We start from the raw sequence: 13,381 nt of genomic DNA on the forward strand, positions 1-13,381 counted from the left end.
CGTCCGGTCCGCCGGGGCGCTACCACCAGGCGGGCGGTTTGCCGGTGCTGTGGAGCCAGGTCGTGAAGAACGCGCCGAGGTCCTGGCCGGAGACCCGCTCGGCGAGGGCCTCGTACTCCTCGGTGGTGCCGTTGCCGTACTTGTGCTCGTCCAGCCAGGTGCGGGTCAGCTTCATGAACAGGTCGTCGCCGATCCTGTGCCGGAGGGCCTGCAGCGCCATTCCGCCGCGGAAGTAGATGGAGCGGTGGAACATCTGGTCGCGGCCGGGGTCGGCGGTCACGACGTCCCAGAACGCGGGCCGTCCCGGCGGCATGGGCGGCGGGTCAGCGTAGATCTGCTCGAACGCCTCCTGGGCGGACGGGCCGCCGTGTTTCTCGGCCCAGTACTTCTCAGTCCACAGCGCGTAGCCCTCGTTCAGCCAGACGTCCTTCCAGCGTCCGGGGGAGACGCTGTTGCCGAACCACTGGTGGCTCATCTCGTGCACCACACCCTTTTCGATGGGGTGCTTCTGGTAGGTCGGCCGGGTCTGGGTCTCCAGCGCGTTCTCGATGTTGAGCGGCGGGACGGAATTGTTCTCGATGATGGAGCCGGAGCTGGTGAACGGGTAGGGGCCGAAATAGTCGGCCAGCCCGTCGGTCGCCCGCGTCGTCCATTCCGGGGTCTGGAGCGCGTCGGGGTCGGACGCCACCGCCGGGTCGACCGCGTCCAGTTGCGGGACGCCCTTGGGGGTGGTGGTCGTCGACACGTTGAACCGTCCGATCGAGACGGTCGCGAGGTAGGTCGTCATCGGCCTGTCCTCGCGCCAGCGGAAGGTCTCCTTGCCGCCGGCGGTCCACCGCTTGACCAGGTGGCCGTTGGAGATCGCCTTGAGCCCCTTCGGCACCGTCGTCTCGATCGTGAAGAGCGCCTTGTCGCGCGGGTTGTCGTTGGACGGGAACCAGGTGGAGGCGGCGTTGGGCTCGGAGACCACCGTGGCGCCGTCCGACGTGTGCAGGAACCCGTACGGCAGGTCGAACACGATCGGGCCGCCCAGCGTCTGCGGCACGCCGTCGTACCGGACGACCACGGTGAACGGCCGCGACTTGCGCAGCCCCCGCCGCGGCGTGATCTCCAGCTCGCGCTCGCCGGTCCGGGCGAACGCGGCCTTGTGCCCGTTCACGCGCACCGACCGCACGTTCAGTTTGAACAGGTCCAGGTTGAACCGGGACAGGTTCTGGGTGGCGGTGGCCGTGATCGTGGTCGTCCCGGTGAGATGGTCGGTGTCGGGGTCGTAGGCGGTCTTCAGGTGGTAGCGGGCGACGTCGTACCCGCCGTTGCCGAGGTCGGGGAAGTAGGGGTCGCCGAGCCCGGGCGCCCCGGGCTCGTACCGGACATCGGCGGACGCGCCGGGCACGCAGAGCCCGAACGTCACGGCGGCGGCCGCGCCGACCACCACCGGAAGCCGCCTCACCCCGCCGACCGGCCTGTCTCCATCAGATCCGAACATGATCATTAACGTCCCCGCCCGCTCCGGTGATGATCACGGCCCCGCTCCATTGACCGCATCCGGCCACCCCGCCCGCCCCGCACGGCGGCCGATGAGTTTCGGCGCCCCGCCAGGTCTGCACGCTGGACGACCTCTACGACCGGTGAGGAGCTTCATGGGCAAGGTCATCTACTGGATGAACACCTCGATGGACGGCTATATCGAGGACCCCGGCGGCGGCATGGGCTTCATGGACCCGGACGACGACTTCCGCCGGGCGGCGAACGAGCATGTCCGCCGGATCTCGGCGTTCCTGTTCGGGCGGCGGCTGTACGAGGCGATGGAGAAGCCCTGGACGCAGGACCTCGGCAAGGAGGACGCCCCGCCCCTCGAGCGGGAGTTCGCCCAGCTCTACAAGGAGACGCCGCGGTACGTCTTCTCCGACACCGTCCAGACCGTCCCGGAAGGGGTCACGATCGTCCGCCGCAAGGACGCCGAGTCCACGGTGACGCGCCTCAAGCAGGAGTTCGACGGCCCGCTCCAGCTCGGCGGCCCCGAACTCGCCGCCTCCCTGGCGGACCTGATCGACGAGTTCTGGGTGTACGCGTCCCCCGTGATCATCGGCGGCGGCAAGCCGTACATGCCCGTGAGCAAGGAGGTGCGGCTCCACCTGGCCGAACACCGAGTCTTCCCCTCAGGCATCACGTTCCGGCGCTACATCCGCGCGTGACCGGCCAAGAGCCGAACCCGCCCTACCGACCAGCGTGAACGCGACCAACTAGAGCATCTCGCCGTCAGGCCCTCGCCTGGCAATGGAACTAGTCCCGCTTGGCCTGAGCAATAAGGGAGGCGAAGGCTCGGCGGGTGAGGACGAGGTGCCCGGCGTCGGCGTCCTTACTGTCACGGACGCCGACGCCCCCCGCGAGTCGTGCCAGTTCGACGCAGTTGCCGTAGTCGTCCGACCGCGTGGATTTGCGCCATTGGGTGGTCATGAGAGCGCGATCGAGGGGCCTCGGTGAGGCGACTCATCCCGCAGAGCTAGGGAAAGGAGGCCGGCGAAGGCTTGCCGGGAGAGAGCGAGGTGGCCTGCGCCGGGTGCCTTGCTGTCCCGAATGCCAATCTCCGGGCCCAGATCAGCGACCTCAATACAGTCCGACTGGGTCGAGGTACTACCGCTGTAGCTGGACTTTCGCCATTGGATCATGAGAATCGCTCCAGCATCTTGATGAGCACGTTCAGTGATGCGTTCTTGGGTAAGGCCACATCTCCGATGAGGTCGAACCACACCCGATATGAGGCTATCTCGGTTGCATCCTGGACGAGTCGTCCGCCCCCATGGGCAGCACAGTAGACCGTGTGCGAGCGGTCCACGGTCATGATCTTGAAAGAACCGTCGCGGCCTACGTGCGCACCGGCGTCCCTGGGAACGATTCTGATGGTGACATGGGAGAGACTGGCCATCTCCACGAGATGGGCAAGTTGCTCGCGCATGATCGCGGTGGAGCCCACCGGCTGCTCTATGACGCCTTGGTCGAGCAGAACCCACACTCGGGGCCGTGGCTTGCGGTGGAGGTACTCCTGGCGCTGGAGACGGGCCTTGACTCCGTCCTCGGGGTCTTCTATCCCGGCCGCGTCGAACATGGCGCGGATGTAGCCCTCGGTTTGGAGTAGGCCCGGAACCCAGCCGAGCTCCCATATCCGAAGTTCAGCGGATCTTGCTTCAAGATCTAGATGTGTCTTGAACCATTCGACCTCGTGCCCCGCCTTGGCGAAGTTCACCAAGCGCCTGAAAGAGCAGCCCAAGCCCCAGGCGCCGTCGATCTTGCTTGCGTGGTTCGCCTGGAGCCTGGTGTCTCCTGATTCAACACGGGCAACCAATGACCGATCCCTGTCGATCAGGTCGCCCACGGCAGCGAGGGACAGTCCTCGCTCAAGGCGCTGTCTTCGCAGCTCAACGGCTATGAAGTCCCAGAGATCATTGTCGGGATCGAAGCCGTGACGCGTGCGCATGGTCATCCTTGGCTTGTTGAGCTTGTTGAACTCCCGTAGCCAATATATGTCAACCGGAGGCAGCCTTGTCGTGGAAACGCGAGGGAAAGGGAGGTGGGTGAAATGGGAGTGAAAGCCTCGGGTTCGGGCGAGTTGGACATTTCTTGTCTCGCGGCCGGGACGGTGTCGGGACTGGTGCGGACTCTGGTGGAGTTCCGGCTTGCGGAATGGGGGCTGGAAAAGCTCGCGGACGATGTTCTGTTGATCGCCGGTGAGCTTGTCGCCAATGCCGTCCGGCACGCGCCGGCGGATCGGGAGATCCGGGTCCGGTTCACGCGGGAGGCTTCGGCCGTCGTGCTGGCGGTGTGGGACTCGTCCGATGCCATGCCGGTAATGCGGCCGGTCGTGGAGCTCACGCTGGACGACGTCGTGCCGGACGCTCGGGCCCTGGAGGACGGGCACGACGACGGGATCGGCGGGTGGGGCCTCCCGCTCGTCCAGGCTCTCTCGTCCGGCTGCGGAGTCCGCGACACCGAGCCGCACGGCAAGTGGGTGTGGGCGAAGGTCGCCACCTGATGCGTACGGCCGTGCTGTGGGGGCGGACGGTGGCGGGACGCCGCATGGCCGTGCGTTGGCTCGATCTTCTTGCCGACGGGGTCGGTGCGCGCGGGTATCGGTGCCTCCGGCTCTACCGGGTCGGGTGGCTGCCGATGCTGTGGGTCTACGCGCGCGGGGCCGTCCGGGATGTCGGGGTCCTGGTGGACGTGAGGGCCGTCCCCGGGGGCCTCGCCTACTACGAGACTGAGCGGGGACGGGCGGGCTACCTATCTCCGTGCGGAGAGGTTGAGGGAGCCGTTGAGCAGGTTGACCTGCTTCTCAAGCACCGCATGTACCCGGCCACCTGGTAAGGCCGGCTGAGCCACCGCCCACGGAGGCTGTGGGCGGTGGCTGTGCTCAGCGGGCGGGGAGGATTCGGCCCCTGACTTCGCCGAAGCCGATGCGGGTGCCGGACGGGCCGGGGGCCGTGGCGGTGATGGCGACCTCGTCGCCGTCCTCTAGGAAAGTGCGGGGCTCGTTGTTGACCTCGATGGGCTCCTTGCCGCCCCAGGTCAGTTCTATGAAGGCGCCACGTTGGTCCTTGGCCGGGCCTGAGATGGTGCCGGACGCGAACAGGTCGCCTGTGCGGGACGAGGCGCCGTTCACCGTCATGTGCGCGAGCATCTGCGCCGGGGACCAGTACATCTCGCGGTAGGGCGGGCGGGAGACCACCTGGCCGTTCCACGAGACCTCAAGGGAAAGGTCGAGCCCCCACGGGTTCTTCTCCTGGAGGTAAGGGAGGGGCTCCGGGTCCTGGGGCGGGGTCGCCACGCGGGCCGCTTCCAAGGCGAGGAGGGGGACGACCCACTGGGAGATGGACGTCGCGAAGCTCTTCCCTAGGAAGGGCCCAAGCGGGACGTACTCCCACGCCTGGATGTCACGGGCCGACCAGTCGTTGACCAGGACGACGCCGAAGACGCGCTCGGAGAAGTCTTCCGTGGTGACCGGCGTGCCCAGGGGCGAGCCCGTGCCCACGACGAAGCCGACTTCGGCCTCGATGTCCAGGCGGCGGCTCTCGCCGAAGGTCGGGGCGTCCTCGCCCTTGCGCTGGCCGGTGGGGCGGACGATGTCCGTCCCGGACGGGACGACCGTGCCGGCGCGGCCGTGGTAGCCGACCGGGAGGTGCTTCCAGTTCGGCATCAGCGGTTCGGAGCCGGGGCGGAACAGGCGGCCGAGGTTCGACGCGTGGTGCTCGGACGCGTAGAAGTCGACGTAGTCGGCGACCTCGAACGGCATGTGCATGGTGACCGCGTCCACCGGATGCACCGCCGCGTCGGGGATGTCGTCCGCGACCAGGTCGAGGAGTTGTTCGCGGACCTCGACCCAGCGGGCGTGGCCCTGCGCCATGAACGGGTTCAGGGACGGTGCCGCGAAGACGTCGTCGCCCAGCGCCGCGGCGAGGTCCACGACCGAGTCGGCGACGCGGACGCCCACGCGCGGTGAACCGCCGGGGGGAGAGAAAACGCCGTACGGGAGGTTGGCGAGCCCGAAGTGGGAGCCTTCGGGGATCGCGATGCGGGTCATCGGGTGGTCTCCTGGAGGGCGGACGCGAGCAGGCCCAGGTCCGCGAGTTCGTTCAGCGGGTCGGTGATGCTGCACGTCCCGAAGGACAGGAAGCGGCCGCGCGCGGCGATCGTGCGGGCCGTGCCGAGCGTCGAGACGTGGGACGCGATGGAGCGGGCGTCGCGGTCGGCGAGGATCGCGGCCAGTTCGGTGACCGGGCGGCCGCGCAGGGCGGCGTCGGTCGCGAGCAGCAGGTTCAGGAAGCCGTGCTGATGGAAGCCGGTCTCCGGGTCGGTGTTGCGGACGGGGTGGTGCAGCCCGGCCGTCGCCTTGAACGGGAGGCGGGCGTCCACGACCTGCTTGATCCCGGCGGCCAGTTCCTCCGGGCTCGGGTACAGGTGCGCCTTGACGCCGCCGGTGCGGAACTTGGCGCGGTGCCGCCGCGCGGCGACGGCGGCGATCATCGCGGAGCGGCGGTCGTCGCGCGGGATCTCGACGTAGACGGGGACGTCGGCGCGGCCGAGCAGGCGGAAGAACTCCTCCGGCTGCATGCCGGGCGGGACGGCGACCTCCAGGCCGCGCACCGTGATCGGCAGGTCGGCGGCGGCGGCGAGGGCCTTGGACGCCTGGCACGGGCCGCTCGGCGCAGTGATCGACACGTCGAGGGGCTCCCCGCCGAGCAGCGGGTAGAGGTCGTCCAGCGCGGTCGCCGGCAGGACGAGCGGGCCGACGAGGTCGGCGTACGGGGCGGCGCGGTGCGCGCGGTGGGCCGGGACGGCGTCGGCGAGCGGTGCGAGTCCCGGCGGGAACACGGCGGCGTCGTCGCACAGGCCGTGGGCGAACGCGGGGATCACCGCTGCCTCGCCCAGGTCCACGCGTAGGCGGAGTCTTCGCAGGCCAGCCCGCCTTCACCGAGTTCGAGCGGATGGAACGTGTCGACCATGACCGCCAGCTCGTCGAAGAACTCGACGCCGATGCTGCGCTCGTAGGCGCCGGGCTGCGGGCCGTGCGCGAGGCCGCCGGGGTGGACGGAGACGGAGCCCTGGCCGATGCCGGAGCCCTTGCGCGCCTCGTAGTCCCCGCCGCAGTAGAACATGATCTCGTCGGAGTCGACGTTCGAGTGGTAGTACGGCACCGGGATCGACAGCGGGTGGTAATCCACCTTGCGCGGCACGAAGTTGCACACGACGAAGTTGTGGCCCTCGAACACCTGGTGGACGGGCGGCGGCTGGTGGACGCGGCCCGTGATCGGCTCGAAGTCGTGGACGCTGAACGTGAACGGGTACAGGCAGCCGTCCCAGCCGACGACGTCGAACGGGTGCCGCGCGTACGTCATGCGGGTGCCGACGATGCCGCGCGACGTGCGGTGCTTGACGAGGACCTCGACGTCGGTCTCGTCGGAGAGCAGAGGCTCGGACGGGCCGTGCAGGTCGCGCTCGCAGTACGGGGCGTTCTCCAGGAACTGCCCGTAGCGGGACAGGTAGCGCTTGGGCGGCGCGATGTGGCCCGTCGCCTCGATCGCGTAGGCGCGCAGCGGCTCGTCGCCGGTCGGCAGCCAGCGGTGCGTGGTGGACGTCGGGATGATGACGTAGTCGCCCTGCTGCGCGGACAGCGTGCCGAAGACCGTCTCGACCGTTGCCGTTCCCGACTCGATGTAGACGATCTCGTCGCCGGTCGCGTTGCGGTACAGCGGCGAGTCGGCGGACGACACGACGTAGGAGAGGCGCACGTCGTTGTTGGCGAGGATCACCCTGCGGCCGGTGACGACGTCGGTGTCCGCCCAGGTCTCCTTGGGGAACAGCTCGTGCAGCTTCAGATGGCGCGGCTTGAGCGGATGGTTGGGGGTCGTCGCCGTGTCGGGGACGTCCCAGGCCCGGGAGTCGGTGATCGCCGACGGGATCTCCCGGTGGTACAGGAGGGACGAGTCGGACGAGAAGCCCTCCTCGCCCATCAGTTCCTCGAAGTACAGCCGCTCCTCGCCGTCCCCGTGGTCGATGTGCCTGTGCTGGGTGTGGCGCTTCGGCGGCACGTGGCCGACCCGACGGTAGTGGGCCATGTCCATCGCCTCCGATGGTTAATGCATTAACTACTTTCTGCCGACCTTACGGGTGTTCTTCCGTTCAGGGAAGGGCCTAACCCGGTCACGGCGGCCCGGCCCTCCCCGTGCCGCCCGGCCGGCGCGGGGTCAGGAACGCTCGCGGGCGTCGAAGGACGTCCGGCCCGCGATGAGCTTGTCCAGCAGCATGATCAGCATCCGCTGCTCGGTCTCGGTCAGCGTGCCGGCCCACTGCCGCTCGCGCTCGTGCTGCGCGGCGAAGATCTCCAGCATCGCCGTGCGGCCCTTCTCGGTCAGCGACAGGATCACCGACCGGCCGTCGCGCTCGCCGGGCGTCCGGTCCATCATCCCGTCCGCGACCAGCGTCTTCGCCAGGTTGGAGACGGCGGCGCGGCTCATCCCGGCGAGCGTCGCGGCCCGGCCCGGCTCCAGCGGACCGGCCAGCCAGGTCACGAACAGCAGCCGGAACCCGGCCCAGGAGTGCCCGCGCGGCCGGTGCACCGTGGACTCCAGGTCGTAGGTGACGATCGCCGACGCCCGGTTCAGGGTCAGCAGCAGCCGGGTCGCGAGGCGGTCGGGGAAGCCGAACTCCTCCGAGAGCCGCCGTCCCGCGAGGTCGACGAACGTCCAGAAGCCGAGGTCGTCCCGCTCATCCATCGCCCCCACCCCACATCCCACCCGCGCTCCACATCCCACCCGCGCTCCACATCCCACCCGCGCTCCACATCCCACCCGCGCTCCACATCCCACTCGCGACCCGCAGTCGATCGCCACCCCACATCCCACCATCGCGCCGCATTCGACCCGCACCCCACATCCGGTTCATGGTTTGACCATTTAACCCGGCGGGCCGCCGGGTGTCAGGGGGAGATCATCGGGCATTTCCCGGAGCGGGGAGCGGGCAGACCACGGGGAGGCACGCATGGCGACCGTCGCCGACCAGTTCATCGAGGTGCTGCGGCAGGCCGGCGTACGGCGCGTCTACGGGGTGGTGGGCGACAGCCTCAACCCCGTCGTGGACGCCGTCCGCCGGACGGCCGGGATCGACTGGGTGCACGTCCGCAACGAGGAGGCGGGCGCGTTCGCGGCGGCGGCCGAGGCGCAGACGACCGGGCGGCTCGCGGTGTGCGCGGGCAGTTGCGGGCCCGGCAACACGCACCTGATCCAGGGCCTCTATGACGCGCACCGGTCGGGGGCGCCGGTGCTGGCGCTGGCGTCGCAGATCCCGAGCGTCCAGATCGGCAGCGGCTACTTCCAGGAGACGCATCCCGAGCGGCTGTTCACCGAGTGCAGCCACTACTGCGAGCAGATCGTCACGCCGGAGCAGATGCCGCGCATCCTGCGGACCGCGATCCAGCACGCGATCGGGCACGGCGGCGTCGCGGTGCTGACGATGCCCGGCGACACCGCCGGCAAGGACGCGGTCGCCTCGACCGGGGAGCACGACTTCCTCGTCCGGAAGGGGATCGTCCGGCCGCCGTCCGACCAGGTCGCGCAGCTCGCCGGGGCGCTGAACCGGGCGCGCAGGCCGATGCTGTTCTGCGGCTCCGGCGTGAAGGACGCGCACGCCGAGGTGATGGAGCTGGCGCACAGGCTGCTGTCGCCGGTCGGGCATGCGCTGCGCGGCAAGGAGTGGATCCAGTTCGACAACCCCTTCGACGTCGGCATGAGCGGGCTGCTCGGCTACGGCGCCTGCTACGAGGCGATGCAGGCCGCCGACCTCGTCCTGCTGCTGGGCACCGACTTCCCGTACGACCCGTTCCTGCCCGGCAAGAACACGATCCAGGTGGACGACGACCCGGCGAAACTGGGGCGGCGCACCCCGCTCGACCTGGCCGTCCATGGGGACGTGGGCGAGACGCTGAGGCTCGTCATGGACCAGGTCGAGCAGAAGCAGGACCAGACGTATCTGGACGACATGCTGCACCGCCACACGCGCGCGCTGGAGAACGTCGTCTCCGCCTACACGCGCGACATCGAGAAGCACATTCCGATCCATCCGGAGTTCGTCGCGAGCGTCCTGGACGACCTCGCCGCCGACGACGCGATATTCACCGTCGACACCGGCATGTGCAACGTGTGGGCCGCCCGCTACCTCACCCCCAACGGGCGCCGCCGTGTGATGGGCTCGTTCGTGCACGGCTCCATGGCCAACGCGCTGCCGCACGCCATCGGCGCCCAGTACGGCGCGCCCGGACGCCAGGTCGTGTCGCTCTCCGGTGACGGCGGCCTCGGGATGCTGCTCGGCGAACTGCTCACCGTGAAGCTCCACCGCGTCCCCGTGAAGATCATCGTGTTCAACAACGCGTCGCTCGGCATGGTGAAGCTGGAGATGATGGTGGACGGCTTCCCCGCCTTCGAGACCGACCACGAGGCCGTCGACTACGCGGCGGTCGCGGCGGCCATGGGGATCGAGTCGGCGCGGGTGGAGCGCCCGTCCGACGTCCGCACGCTGATGGAGCGGGCCCTCGCCGCGCCCGGCCCCTACCTGCTGGACGTCGTCACCGACCCGAACGCCCTGTCCATCCCGCCGCACATCACGCCGCAGCAGGTCAAGGGGTTCGCGCTGTCGGCGGGCAAGACCGTCCTCACCGGCGGCGTCGGCAAGATGCTCGACCTGGCGCGCAGCAACCTGCGCAACATCCCCCGCCCCTGACCGCCCGGGAGCCGCGGTCGGGATCAAGGGAGAGTCGCGGTCGGGATCAGGCGGGGTGCTGCGGTCGGGATCAGGCGGGGAGCCGCGCCGCGATCCCGTCCAGGACGATCGACAGGCCGAGCTCGAACCCCGCGCCGAAGTCGGTGCCCCCGGCGTCCAGGTGCACGGCGAGCGTCGGATAGTCGGCGGCGTCCCGCCGGATCAGCTCCCCGGCCCGCTCCCGCAGCTCCGCCTCCGCCGCCGGGTCGCGAACCGGGCGCGCCATGCCAGCTCCTCGGCGACGAACCCGTGCAGGTAGCCGCTGACCGCGCTCACGGCCGCGGTGAGCTCCGGCCCCGACAGGCCCGCCCGGTGGAGCGCCGCGAACACGCGCTCCGAGCGGGCCAGGGAACCGGGGCCCAGCAGCGGTCTCGTCCCCATCAGGGCGGGCACCCACGGGTGGCGGAGCATGACCTCCCGCCCGCGAGCCATGTGCGCGGCGACGACGTCCCGCCAGGCGCCGGTCTCGTCCGGCACCGGCTCGATCTCGGCGATGGCGGCGTCGAGGGCCAGATCGAGGACGTCCTCCTTGGCGGCGACGTACTCGTACAGCGACATGGTCCCGGCGCCGAGCCGGGCGGCGAGCCGCCGCATCGAGAAGCCGTCCACGCCCTCGGCGTCAAGTAGCGCGACCGCCGCCGCGACGATCCGCTCGCGCGACAGCCGGGGCTTGCGCGGACGTTCCGCGCCGCGAAACCAGACCGAGTCACTGCGTGCAGTTCCCATCCGCGCAGCCTCCATCCGTGCAGTGTACGGAAAACCGTACGGCTAGCTTGGCCTCGATTGCGGAACCCCCTCTGACAGAAGGAGGCGACATGGACGACGAGTGGCTGCGTTCCTACGCGCTGCTGGCGCTGCGAGTCGCCCGAGCCGCGGACGGGCCGAACACCAGCGGGCTGGCGCTGGTCTACCGGGGTCCGGCCGGATGGCGGGAGGCGGTCGCGGCGGAGGAGCCGGTCCCGCCCGCCCGCCTCGCCGAGGACGCGGACGCGCTGCTGGACGCCCTCCCGTCCGAACCCACCCGAGCCCCTCACCACGCCGCTCGCCGCACTAACCACCGCGCCGACCTCGATGCCGACCTCGATGCCGACCGCGATGCCGACCGCCGCGCCGACCGCGATGCCGACCGCCGCGCCGACCGCGATGCCGACCGCCGCGCCGACCACCGGACTGACCACCGTGCCGACCGCCATGCCGACCACCGCGTCGACCAGCGTACTGGCCACCGCGCCGACCATCGTGCCGTCCATCTCGCCGGGCAGGTGCGGGCGTTGCGGGCGGTGGCGCGGCGCCTTGCGGGTGTGCCGGCCGCGCTGCCGGAGTACGTCCGCGAATGCCTGGGCATCGAGGCGGAGCGGGTGCCGGAGGCGGTGTTCGCCGAGGCGCACGAGATGCTCGACGCGGCGCTCCCACCGGGCACCCCCGGCGGGTCGCTCGCCGAGCGCCGGGCGGGCTGGCGCGGCGCCCACCGGCTCGACGACGTCGACCGGCTCCCCGCGCTCGTGGACCGGGCGGTCACCGAGACCCGGGCCCGCACCTCCCGGATCGTCCCGCTGCCCGAGGACGAGACCGTCACGTGCCGGCTCGTGTCCGATGTGCCGTTCCATGCGGCGGGCGAGTACGCGGGCGGCAGATCCTCCACCATCCACATCAACCGCGATGTCCCGTTCAACCTGGCCGACCTGCTGTACGTCGTGGCCCACGAGGGGCATCCGGGGCATATCGCCGAAGCGGTGCTCAAGGAGATCCACCTGCCCGGACGGCTCGAACGGCGGGTCTGGTTCCTGCTCTCACCGCAGGGCGTCCTCAGCGAGGGGCTGGGGCTGGCGGCGGAGGAACTGGTCTTCCCCGGGGACGAGGCCCGGGAATGGCTCTCCGGGAACGTCCTCGGCCGGGACCCCGGCGAGGTCGCCGCCCTGCACCGCGCGGCGAACCTGCTGTGGGGCGTCTGGCCCAACGCCACGCTGATGGCCGCCGAGGGGCGGCCGGAACGCGAGGTCCGCGACTACCTGGTGCGCTGGGCGCTGCTCGGGGAGGACGAGGCGGCCGCCGCGATGCCGCTCGTCATGGTGCCGGGAGGCAACCCCTACCTCTACGCCTACTACCACGGATGGCGGCTCGTCCGGGCCTGGCTGGACGGCCCCGACCGGTGGGCGCGGGCGCGGCGGCTGCTCACCGGGGACCTGCACCCCGCCGAGCTCGCGGAGAGCGCCGGCGCCGGTTAGCGGTACTCGCGGGCGATCTCGGCCAGGGACTCCTCGACCACCTCGGCGAGGGAGCGGGTGGAGCGCTCCTCGGTCCAGGTCACGGACGCGACGCGGAGCGCGGTCATGAACGCCCCGGCCATGACGCGGTGGCGCAGGCCGGCGGACGGGACGCCGTCGCGGGCGGCGATCAGCTCGGTGAGGGCCCGCTCGAACTCGGCGTAGTGGGCGAGCTGCCGGGCCAGGACGGACGGGTGGTTGCGGGCGAGCCGGACCTGCGCCGCCCACTGCGGGTCGAGGTCGCCGAACCGCTCGTGGACGAGCCGCCACGTGGCCTGCAGCGCCGTCCAGGACGACTCGTCCTCCGGGCGGGCCTGGAACGTCTCCAGGAGGGCGCGCATCCGCTGCTCGCCGCCGTAGAGGAGGGCCTCCTCCTTGCCGCCGAAGTAGTTGGAGAAGGTGCGGCGGGACACGCCGGCGGCGTCGGCGATGGCCTCGACGGTGACCTCGTCAAGGCCGTGCTCGACGGAGAGGCGCATCGCGGCCTCGTGAAGGGCGCGGCGTGTCGCCTCCTTCTTGCGCTCGCGGAGCCCGCCGCGCGGCTCAGGCCGCGCTCCCTGGGGCTCGGGGCGTCCGTCCCGCTGCCCGGACGATCCGCCCTGCTGCCCGGACGATCCGCCCTGGGGCTCGGGGCGTCCGCTCTGCCGCTCGGGCGACCCGCCCTCGCGCTCGCGAAGTCCGCCCTTGTGTTCGCGCAGCCCACCGGTGCTCTCCATGGTGCGTCCAGCCTACCCACCTTCAAATGCTGCTCTGTGAGAAAATTTGCCCACTGGGAATAAGAGCCCGGGGCGGCGGGGTTGAAGCCTCGTTCC

General features: G+C 70.5%; 16 protein-coding genes. 5 read left to right on the plus strand and 11 right to left on the minus strand.

Going from position 1 to position 13,381, the window contains the following annotated elements:
• Positions 1 to 19: 19 nt before the first annotated feature.
• The gene (locus tag ACGFI1_RS26800) at positions 20 to 1,486 is read right to left on the minus strand and encodes a M1 family metallopeptidase (protein WP_392788900.1); all 1,467 of its coding nucleotides are present in this window, start codon (positions 1,484 to 1,486) and stop codon (positions 20 to 22) included.
• A 154-nt stretch (positions 1,487 to 1,640) separates the two neighbouring features.
• On the opposite strand from ACGFI1_RS26800, the gene ACGFI1_RS26805 reads away from it, so the two are divergent.
• Positions 1,641 to 2,195, plus strand: a complete 555-nt coding sequence (locus tag ACGFI1_RS26805) for a dihydrofolate reductase family protein (RefSeq protein WP_386872362.1) — start codon at positions 1,641 to 1,643, stop codon at positions 2,193 to 2,195.
• 88 nt (positions 2,196 to 2,283) lie between these two features.
• Here ACGFI1_RS26805 and ACGFI1_RS26810 read toward each other — a convergent pair whose 3' ends face one another.
• The 3 genes from ACGFI1_RS26810 to ACGFI1_RS26820 are packed head-to-tail and all read right to left on the minus strand — an operon-like array spanning position 2,284 to position 3,475.
• Entirely contained in the window at positions 2,284 to 2,457 is a 174-nt protein-coding gene (locus ACGFI1_RS26810; RefSeq protein WP_392788903.1) for a DUF397 domain-containing protein, read from the minus strand.
• A complete protein-coding gene (locus ACGFI1_RS26815) occupies positions 2,454 to 2,669 on the minus strand; it encodes a DUF397 domain-containing protein (RefSeq protein WP_138640638.1) in 216 nt (71 codons plus the stop codon). The genes ACGFI1_RS26810 and ACGFI1_RS26815 overlap by 4 nt, the downstream gene beginning before the upstream one ends.
• Positions 2,666 to 3,475 (minus strand): helix-turn-helix domain-containing protein, encoded by an 810-nt coding sequence (locus tag ACGFI1_RS26820; protein WP_301176912.1) that lies wholly within the window; start codon positions 3,473 to 3,475, stop codon positions 2,666 to 2,668. The genes ACGFI1_RS26815 and ACGFI1_RS26820 overlap by 4 nt, the downstream gene beginning before the upstream one ends.
• Positions 3,476 to 3,577: 102 nt before the next feature.
• Between ACGFI1_RS26820 and ACGFI1_RS26825 the strand changes: the two genes are divergently transcribed.
• Both ACGFI1_RS26825 and ACGFI1_RS26830 read left to right on the plus strand, forming a co-directional pair.
• Positions 3,578 to 4,030, plus strand: coding sequence for an ATP-binding protein (locus ACGFI1_RS26825; protein WP_392788907.1), 453 nt, complete (start codon positions 3,578 to 3,580; stop codon positions 4,028 to 4,030).
• A gap of 44 nt (positions 4,031 to 4,074) precedes the next feature.
• Positions 4,075 to 4,362 carry a hypothetical protein gene (locus tag ACGFI1_RS26830; RefSeq protein ID WP_392788910.1) on the plus strand — a complete coding sequence of 96 codons (288 nt, stop codon included), beginning with the start codon at positions 4,075 to 4,077 and terminating at the stop codon, positions 4,360 to 4,362.
• A 46-nt stretch (positions 4,363 to 4,408) separates the two neighbouring features.
• Here the strand turns inward: ACGFI1_RS26830 and fahA are convergent, their stop codons facing one another.
• The 4 genes from fahA to ACGFI1_RS26850 form a co-directional block, all read right to left on the minus strand.
• Positions 4,409 to 5,575: a fumarylacetoacetase gene (gene fahA / locus ACGFI1_RS26835; protein WP_392788912.1), complete on the minus strand. Its 1,167-nt coding sequence runs from the start codon at positions 5,573 to 5,575 to the stop codon at positions 4,409 to 4,411.
• Complete coding sequence (locus tag ACGFI1_RS26840; RefSeq protein WP_392788914.1) at positions 5,572 to 6,429, minus strand: hypothetical protein; 858 nt, start codon at positions 6,427 to 6,429, stop codon at positions 5,572 to 5,574. The genes fahA and ACGFI1_RS26840 overlap by 4 nt, the downstream gene beginning before the upstream one ends.
• A complete protein-coding gene (locus ACGFI1_RS26845; RefSeq protein ID WP_392788917.1) occupies positions 6,405 to 7,610 on the minus strand; it encodes a homogentisate 1,2-dioxygenase in 1,206 nt (401 codons plus the stop codon). The genes ACGFI1_RS26840 and ACGFI1_RS26845 overlap by 25 nt, the downstream gene beginning before the upstream one ends.
• Positions 7,611 to 7,739: 129 nt before the next feature.
• Complete coding sequence (locus ACGFI1_RS26850) at positions 7,740 to 8,267, minus strand: MarR family winged helix-turn-helix transcriptional regulator (protein ID WP_387078546.1); 528 nt, start codon at positions 8,265 to 8,267, stop codon at positions 7,740 to 7,742.
• Between the two features lie 265 nt (positions 8,268 to 8,532).
• Between ACGFI1_RS26850 and ACGFI1_RS26855 the strand changes: the two genes are divergently transcribed.
• Positions 8,533 to 10,266, plus strand: a complete 1,734-nt coding sequence (locus ACGFI1_RS26855; protein ID WP_392788919.1) for a pyruvate dehydrogenase — start codon at positions 8,533 to 8,535, stop codon at positions 10,264 to 10,266.
• Between the two features lie 70 nt (positions 10,267 to 10,336).
• Here ACGFI1_RS26855 and ACGFI1_RS26860 read toward each other — a convergent pair whose 3' ends face one another.
• Together ACGFI1_RS26860 and ACGFI1_RS26865 are read right to left on the minus strand one after the other, a co-directional pair.
• Positions 10,337 to 10,531, minus strand: coding sequence for a TetR/AcrR family transcriptional regulator C-terminal domain-containing protein (locus ACGFI1_RS26860; protein ID WP_392788922.1), 195 nt, complete (start codon positions 10,529 to 10,531; stop codon positions 10,337 to 10,339).
• The gene (locus ACGFI1_RS26865) at positions 10,468 to 11,031 is read right to left on the minus strand and encodes a TetR/AcrR family transcriptional regulator (protein ID WP_392788925.1); all 564 of its coding nucleotides are present in this window, start codon (positions 11,029 to 11,031) and stop codon (positions 10,468 to 10,470) included. The genes ACGFI1_RS26860 and ACGFI1_RS26865 overlap by 64 nt, the downstream gene beginning before the upstream one ends.
• Positions 11,032 to 11,120: 89 nt before the next feature.
• On the opposite strand from ACGFI1_RS26865, the gene ACGFI1_RS26870 reads away from it, so the two are divergent.
• The gene (locus tag ACGFI1_RS26870; RefSeq protein ID WP_392788928.1) at positions 11,121 to 12,530 is read left to right on the plus strand and encodes a hypothetical protein; all 1,410 of its coding nucleotides are present in this window, start codon (positions 11,121 to 11,123) and stop codon (positions 12,528 to 12,530) included.
• Here the strand turns inward: ACGFI1_RS26870 and ACGFI1_RS26875 are convergent.
• On the minus strand, positions 12,527 to 13,285 hold the full coding sequence (locus ACGFI1_RS26875; protein WP_392788931.1) for a TetR/AcrR family transcriptional regulator: 759 nt from the start codon (positions 13,283 to 13,285) through the stop codon (positions 12,527 to 12,529). The genes ACGFI1_RS26870 and ACGFI1_RS26875 overlap by 4 nt on opposite strands.
• Positions 13,286 to 13,381: the final 96 nt, after the last annotated feature.

The sequence above is a fragment of the Actinomadura geliboluensis genome (assembly GCF_043197915.1).
Taxonomy (GTDB): domain Bacteria; phylum Actinomycetota; class Actinomycetes; order Streptosporangiales; family Streptosporangiaceae; genus Spirillospora; species Spirillospora geliboluensis.

Bases quoted from the DNA above. Each gene is read 5' to 3' on its own strand.
- ACGFI1_RS26875 (WP_392788931.1), bottom strand. From the start codon at position 13,285: ATGGAGAGCACCGGTGGGCTGCGCGAACACAAGGGCGGACTTCGCGAG.
- fahA (WP_392788912.1), bottom strand. From the start codon at position 5,575: ATGACCCGCATCGCGATCCCCGAAGGCTCCCACTTCGGGCTCGCCAAC.
- ACGFI1_RS26830 (WP_392788910.1), top strand. From the start codon at position 4,075: ATGGCCGTGCGTTGGCTCGATCTTCTTGCCGACGGGGTCGGTGCGCGC.
- ACGFI1_RS26805 (WP_386872362.1), top strand. From the start codon at position 1,641: ATGGGCAAGGTCATCTACTGGATGAACACCTCGATGGACGGCTATATC.
- ACGFI1_RS26800 (WP_392788900.1), bottom strand. From the start codon at position 1,486: ATGTTCGGATCTGATGGAGACAGGCCGGTCGGCGGGGTGAGGCGGCTT.
- ACGFI1_RS26865 (WP_392788925.1), bottom strand. From the start codon at position 11,031: ATGGGAACTGCACGCAGTGACTCGGTCTGGTTTCGCGGCGCGGAACGT.
- ACGFI1_RS26855 (WP_392788919.1), top strand. From the start codon at position 8,533: ATGGCGACCGTCGCCGACCAGTTCATCGAGGTGCTGCGGCAGGCCGGC.
- ACGFI1_RS26860 (WP_392788922.1), bottom strand. From the start codon at position 10,531: ATGGCGCGCCCGGTTCGCGACCCGGCGGCGGAGGCGGAGCTGCGGGAG.
- ACGFI1_RS26870 (WP_392788928.1), top strand. From the start codon at position 11,121: ATGGACGACGAGTGGCTGCGTTCCTACGCGCTGCTGGCGCTGCGAGTC.
- ACGFI1_RS26845 (WP_392788917.1), bottom strand. From the start codon at position 7,610: ATGGCCCACTACCGTCGGGTCGGCCACGTGCCGCCGAAGCGCCACACC.
- ACGFI1_RS26850 (WP_387078546.1), bottom strand. From the start codon at position 8,267: ATGGATGAGCGGGACGACCTCGGCTTCTGGACGTTCGTCGACCTCGCG.
- ACGFI1_RS26820 (WP_301176912.1), bottom strand. From the start codon at position 3,475: ATGCGCACGCGTCACGGCTTCGATCCCGACAATGATCTCTGGGACTTC.
- ACGFI1_RS26815 (WP_138640638.1), bottom strand. From the start codon at position 2,669: ATGATCCAATGGCGAAAGTCCAGCTACAGCGGTAGTACCTCGACCCAG.
- ACGFI1_RS26810 (WP_392788903.1), bottom strand. From the start codon at position 2,457: ATGACCACCCAATGGCGCAAATCCACGCGGTCGGACGACTACGGCAAC.
- ACGFI1_RS26825 (WP_392788907.1), top strand. From the start codon at position 3,578: ATGGGAGTGAAAGCCTCGGGTTCGGGCGAGTTGGACATTTCTTGTCTC.